This is a genomic window from Moorena sp. SIO3B2, from assembly GCF_010692525.1.
In the GTDB taxonomy this organism is placed as follows: Bacteria; Cyanobacteriota; Cyanobacteriia; order Cyanobacteriales; family Coleofasciculaceae; genus Moorena; species Moorena producens.
Map to the genome: position 1 here is coordinate 1 of NZ_JAAHHE010000347.1, position 6,197 is coordinate 6,197.

Annotated in this window: 4 protein-coding genes and 1 pseudogene; 2 read left to right on the top strand and 3 right to left on the bottom strand. The window is 44.2% G+C overall.

What is annotated here, in order from left to right; translation table 11 throughout:
• Positions 1-634: 634 nt before the first annotated feature.
• The 3 genes from frr to F6K38_RS33200 all read right to left on the bottom strand — a co-directional run bounded on the left by frr (position 635) and on the right by F6K38_RS33200 (position 3,220).
• Entirely contained in the window at positions 635-1,183 is a 549-nt protein-coding gene (gene frr, locus F6K38_RS33190; RefSeq protein ID WP_008178977.1) for a ribosome recycling factor, read from the bottom strand.
• The gene (gene pyrH, locus F6K38_RS33195) at positions 1,170-1,898 is read right to left on the bottom strand and encodes a UMP kinase (RefSeq protein WP_044492210.1); all 729 of its coding nucleotides are present in this window, start codon (positions 1,896-1,898) and stop codon (positions 1,170-1,172) included. Before pyrH ends, frr begins: the two co-directional genes overlap by 14 nt.
• 773 nt (positions 1,899-2,671) lie before the next feature.
• Complete coding sequence (locus F6K38_RS33200) at positions 2,672-3,220, bottom strand: thioredoxin family protein (protein WP_287252473.1); 549 nt, start codon at positions 3,218-3,220, stop codon at positions 2,672-2,674.
• A 988-nt stretch (positions 3,221-4,208) separates the two neighbouring features.
• Here F6K38_RS33200 and F6K38_RS33205 point away from each other — a divergent pair.
• Together F6K38_RS33205 and F6K38_RS33210 are read left to right on the top strand one after the other, a co-directional pair.
• A pseudogene (locus F6K38_RS33205) lies at positions 4,209-4,730 on the top strand (alpha/beta fold hydrolase); the annotation flags it as partial.
• A gap of 104 nt (positions 4,731-4,834) precedes the next feature.
• Positions 4,835-6,197: zinc ribbon domain-containing protein (locus F6K38_RS33210; protein WP_287359367.1), on the top strand; the 1,363-nt coding region annotated here is incomplete at its 3' end.

Consider the following 6,197-nt stretch of genomic DNA (forward strand, 5'->3'; position numbering starts at 1 on the left):
ACTACAAAAAGATTTAACCCTTAACTCACAGACTGCCAACTATAAAGGCTCCACTATTCTTGCGGTAACTTCTGACCACGCTCACGCTACGCTTTGAGACGTGGGATGAATTTTGTCAGAAGCTAAAAAAGGAGCTTGATGAGCAACGCCTACACTAACAATAGCAACTCTCAACTGCAACATATCTTAACATAAACCTATTGTTTTTTACATTTATATACGAAAAATTCATACATCAATTAGGATGAAGGATTTAGTCAATATTGCTTGAACCCCTTGAAAAATATAGGATTGATTCGTTTTATTCCTGAATTTTGTTTTTTTGTTCAATAAGAAAAAATATGAGAAAATTAACAAAGTGTTCAGGTAGATAGAAAAAATCCGCTCATCCTAGACCTGGCTAGTCGTGGGATCAGCGGGTCATTTTATTCAAGTAGATTAAAAATTTCCGCTCATCCTAGACCTGGCTAGTCGTGGGATGAGCGGTTCATTGTCAGATAAGTGTTAAATAACTAGTAAGTACACAAGTACAACAATTACACACAACTGTGAATGCCGATAGAGGGAAGAGTTGCCAAAATGAACTCACCCCCCCACCAAGAATAGCATTACACAGTAGCATTACATAGTAGCATTACACAGTCATGATGTCTTTTTCTTTAGCCGCGAACACTTCATCAACTTTTTTTGTGTATTTATTCGTCAACTTCTGAATCTCGTCCTGCAAATCCCGTGACTCATCCTCAGAGATTTCCTTATTTTTGTCCTGTTTTCGGACAGAGTCAACGGCATCACGACGGATATTGCGAATCGAGACTCGACCTTCCTCCGCAAACTTACTTGCCATTTTGACAAATTCTTTACGGCGCTCACTAGTGAGTGGAGGAATATTTAACCGCACAACTTCACCATTGTTGTTTGGAGGCAAATCCAGATCCGAAAGAGTAATTGCTTTCTCGATCTGGCTCAGCATACTTTTGTCGTAAGGTTGGATGGTGATTGTACTAGCGTCTGGCGTGTTGATATTAGCCAAAGATTTCAGGGGGGTTGGGGTACCATAGTACTCAACCATCACCCGATCCAATAGACTAGTACTGGCACGACCAGTCCTAATGGTATTGAACGCTCGTTGAGTTGCCTCAACAGCTTTCTGCATACTGGTTTCGACATCAGCTAATTTCACAGGAACCTCCCACAATTGTTCCAACAGTTTCTCCCATAACAGCGCGGTGAATATTACCCCGCACCCTTAGATCAAATACCATAATTGGGAGGTCATTCTCTTTACATAATGCGATCGCAGTACTATCCATCACCCGCAAATCCTGACTTAGGACATGGCTGTAGGTCAGGCTCTGATACCGTCGGGCCTTAGGATTCAGCTTAGGATCACAATCATAAATACCATCGACTTTAGTTGCCTTAAATATTACCTCAGCATCGATTTCTGCCGCTCGTAAAGCAGCGGTGGTGTCAGTGGTAAAGAAGGGATTACCACTACCTGCACCAAAAATGACCACTCGTCCCTTTTCCAGGTGGCGAATGGCACGACGCCTGATATACGGTTCTGCCACTTCCTGCATTTCGATTGCAGTTTGCACCCGTGTCGGGATATCGTTTCGTTCTAGAGCATCTTGCAAAGTCAAGGCATTCATCACTGTGGCAATCATACCGATATAGTCAGCAGTTGCCCGATCCATCCCCCCTGCTGCAGCTTTAAGTCCGCGAAAGATATTGCCACCACCAACAACGATTGCCATTTGAACACCTTCATTCAAAACGGCAGCGACTTCAGCTGCGATTTCCTGAACCACTTCCGGTGAGATGCCGTAGCCCAAATTGCCCATCAAGGCTTCACCGCTCAATTTTAGTAAAACCCTTCGGTATTTTATCCCCATGCCACGACTCTTTGTTATGAAATTGTTATCCACATCAAGATAACAGTCAAATTTGCCATTCGTCATGGGTCATAGCTGATCGCTGATCGCTGATCGCTGATTTTTAATCCCAGCTTAAGGATTATTAGAGGTCTAACCGCTGGAAACCCCGTCTCTTTAAAGCGGGTATCAAAGTGAACAGCGCGCTTTTAGCCGTGAAAAGATTTCCTAGAAGATTCCGGAATCATCGTCAAAACCAATGTATAATAAATTATAGAGTACAGGCGGCAAAACCGTTGGCTCAACCGGGGTAGAGACCCGCAATTGATTGACCATAAAGTAGTAATGCTCGGAGGGTAGGGAATCTCCTCCTTAAAAACCCAATCATCAATTAACAGTTGGTGTGTGAACCCAGAAAAATCACTATGCACGAGAAAACGGTACGGTGGGGTTAGAAGTTACCGTAATCAGAGGGTCGCCTTTATAGTTAGTCGGCTATGAGTAAAAAGTTTTAACCTTTGTGATTAAGGCGACCCTCTGATAAGGTTTCGTTTCCGGCACACCGGAACCAAGTGAAAAGGAAGAGAAACGGACTTTTTAAGGCACTTCCTATTAAGTAGCTAAACGCTTAAGGAGAATCGCCCTCTGGGTCTGTCGTGAATTGACTAGGAACTTGGTTTTGACGGGTTTTTGGTTAAGTATTGTCCTATTTTTGGCGGCGTCATAGATAGGAACACGGCGGTTTAAGGCGGCTCGTTGATCTAGGAATCCCCGCGCCTTTAGATCGGGGAGTGTCAACGCCACTGAATAGGACTACCAGTTACTTTAGTTGATTGTGTTGAAATCTCTTCCCCTGCTAAAAGAGACGCGATCGCACTGTGTAAGTAATGGGCTTGTACTGCGTCACCATCTTGGGGATTATCATCAATTGACCCATTATAGCATACAATTCCCTTATGGTCAATTAAAAATGCCTCAGTGGTTTTCTGGGCACCAAAGCTGTGAGCTACATCTTGAGTTGGATCCCAAAGGTAAGGAAAATTCAATTGCTGATCTTGGCAGAACTGCTTCATCTCCTCAAAACTCTCTGCGGGGTACTGATAAACATCATTGGCATTAATGCCCACTAGGGTAAAACCTTGATGTTCAAACTCGTCTTGAATGTGTTTGAGTCTTGGGATGTAGGAATTGACATAGGGGCAGTTGTTGCCTAAGAAAATAACTCCCACTCCTGAAAAACGTTCTAAGTAACGGCAGAGATGGTGAACCTGCTCATCAGTTCCCGGCAATTCAAAATCCGGAGCATAACTGCCAATGGTGATGATGATTTTTTCTATAGTCATGGGTGATGGGTGATGGGTGATGGATCATGGGTCAACCCCCTTTACAATGCAAGCTTTGGTTAAGGGGAGATGATGCGATCGCTAATTAGCTCATAGACGAATTTAGCATCAAGGGTAAATTTCCCGACCCAATTCTTAATCGAGCCTATTCCACCTGCTCAGAATCTAAAAGAGCTTCTGGAGCATTTTGCCAACCTTCACCATAGGTTGTCGCGGCTCAATAGGCAATCCGTAAAATCACCACTCCTGCAGCTGACTATTTACTAGAAAACTAAACACTGAAAGCCCGGCATCTTTAGATTAGATCGGGGATGAAAGTGACCAGCGAGTTTAGTCGCCGTAAAAAAACTTCTATCAAGAGGTTGTCGCTACATTAGCGCCATAGTATAATTGAAGTATAGGGTACAGGCTGAAAAACCGCAGGCTGAGCCGGGAGAGAGACCCGTAACTTACCGACCTGAAAGTAGTAATGCCCGGAGGGCTTGAAGTTACCGTAAGTAGAGTGGAGCCTTTATAGTCGGCAGGTTATGCAGCATAGGGAAAAGGTTTTGTAGTAAGGCTCCACTCTACTAAGGTTTCGTCTCTGGGAAAATCCTCCTTAAAAACCCAACCATTGGCCTATGGCCACGCTACGCGAACGACTACCAATCGGTGTGTGAACCCAGCAAGACAAAACTTGAGAAAACAACGGTACGGCGGGGCACGCCGAAACCAGGTGAAACAGGGAAGCAACGGACTTGATAAGGCACTTCTCAATAAGTAACTAAACGCCCAAGGAGATTAGCCCGCTGGGTCTTTTGTGAGCTAAACTCAAACCTTGGTTTTGACGGGGCTTTGGTTTAGATATTGCTTAGTTTTTGGCAGCTTCAAAGATTAAGACACAAAGGTTTAAGGCCGATCGTAGATCTGGGAATCCCCGTCTCTTTAGAGCGGGGAGTGTCAAAAAATGTAAAGGTAACGCTATGGCATAACTTGGGATTTTTTGATCATGTCCTCCTCTTTCACAGCCCCAATCAGGGATCAGATTGAAACAAAAACCTGGATTTGGCAGGGCTTTTCTATTGGGTATAAAGCTTACGGTCATTCTGGACCAGCTGTGGTTATGGTCCATGGCTTTGGGGCATCTTCCGGACATTGGCGCAAGACCTTGCCAGTGTTGGGGGAAACCTGCCGATGTTATGCCATTGATTTGATTGGCTTTGGGGCTTCAGCTAAACCGACTCCTGGTATAGAAATAGACTACACCTTTGAAACCTGGGGGCAACAAATTGCCGATTTCTGTCGGGAGGTGGTTGGTGGTCCGGCGTTTTTAGTCGGAAACTCTATTGGTTGTATTGCGCTGATGCAAACCGCTGTAGATAATCCAGAGCTAGCCAAAGGAGTCGCCCTGCTCAACTTTTCTCTACGACTACTCCATGAGCGTAAACGGGCTGAACTGCCTTGGTATCAGCGTCTTGGCGCACCACTACTTCAACGATTCTTAAAGATTAAGTGGGTTGGCCTCGCATTTAGACCCCTAAAAATAGGGATAAATCGGTATTTAATACCACAATTCGGACATTGACATTTTACTAGCGCTAGAGTATAATTGAAGTGTAGGATTCAGACCTAACTATGCCCAAGAAAGTAGACACAGCAAAAAAGAGATCAACTCAAATCGTTCCTGTCATAGGGATGAGTGAGTTGGTTCAGGCTGAGTTGCTGTCTACCATGAAAAAACTGGGCATCGTCAGGTCTGAATCCTACAACAAGCTAGGTAGTATTAGTCATTGGGGTCTTGATTGGAAAAAAGCCTATCCAGAGGTCAGAAGTTTTAGGACTCCTGATACCCTGGGACTGCCAGCGAAATTGATGGAATGGACGGTCAGTGATGTAGCAAAAGCTATCACAGCTCAGCAGGCAGCTTGCACTGATGCGGTAATTAAGAAGATTTACAAAAAATTTCCAGGGAGGGACGGCCAAAGGAGAAGAAAGGAACTTTGTAAACAGCTTAAGACTTTAGCTTTTATAGATGATCCATTGCTGCATAGACTTGTTAGGAAGGAATTTCAGCGAGGGCATTCCTGGGTCAAGAATCAGATAGTCTATCAACAAGTAGGATATAAGTGCAAAAGGCTCTCTCGTAATACTTACCAACTAGAGTTGGCTGGATTGAGGAGAGGAAAGAGAAACAAAATAACCGTTAGGTCTAATCGGAAAATAAAAGGCCAGATTAGACTGGTATACAAGCAACTCTTGGGAAAGTTTGAGATTCACTTTTTAGTAGACTATGGCACCGTAGAAATCCCTGCCAACCGTCGAGCTATTGGGGTAGACAAGGGGTACACAGAGGCTTTTTATGATTCAGATGGTCAGGCACACGGAAAAAACTTAGGAAAAGTAGCAACCAATAAATCGGATCGCATCTGTGCAAAAAACCGCAACAGAGGGAAGCTTTGGGCGCTTCATAGAAAACTAGAAAAAATCGACCCAGCCAAGTCGGCTCGAATACTCAAAAATAACCTAAGTAGAAAAACTGAAAATCGCCGATACAGAAAAAATCAATCAGAGATTACGGCCATAATAGGAGCCGCATCTAAGTCCCTTTTTAATGGGGAATCATTAAAAGTATTTGCCGAAAATTTAACACAGCCGATTAGAAATAAACGCCAGTCTAAGGCCATGTCCCGTAAACTTAATAGTTGGATGAAAGGAGTAATGCGGGAATCCTTGCAGAAATGGGCTAATTGGACTGGCTCGGTTGTAACAGAAGTCCAGCCTAGCTACACGTCGCAAGTTGACTCCGTAACTGGAACCCTATTAGGGAAAAGGAGCGGGGACAATTTTACCAGATTCAATGGGGTCGTGTTGCAGGCTGACCACAATGCTGCCAAAAATGTCCTTAGCAGAGGTACGGACAAGGATATCACCCGGTATATGAGTAAAACTGAGGTGCAGGCAGTATTGTTGCGCCGTACCGCGCGTTTCTTGGAAGGTA

Excerpts from the sequence above, each read along its gene's own strand:
- F6K38_RS33200 (WP_287252473.1), bottom strand. The coding sequence starts at position 3,220 with ATGACTATAGAAAAAATCATCATCACCATTGGCAGTTATGCTCCGGAT.
- pyrH (WP_044492210.1), bottom strand. The coding sequence starts at position 1,898 with ATGGGGATAAAATACCGAAGGGTTTTACTAAAATTGAGCGGTGAAGCC.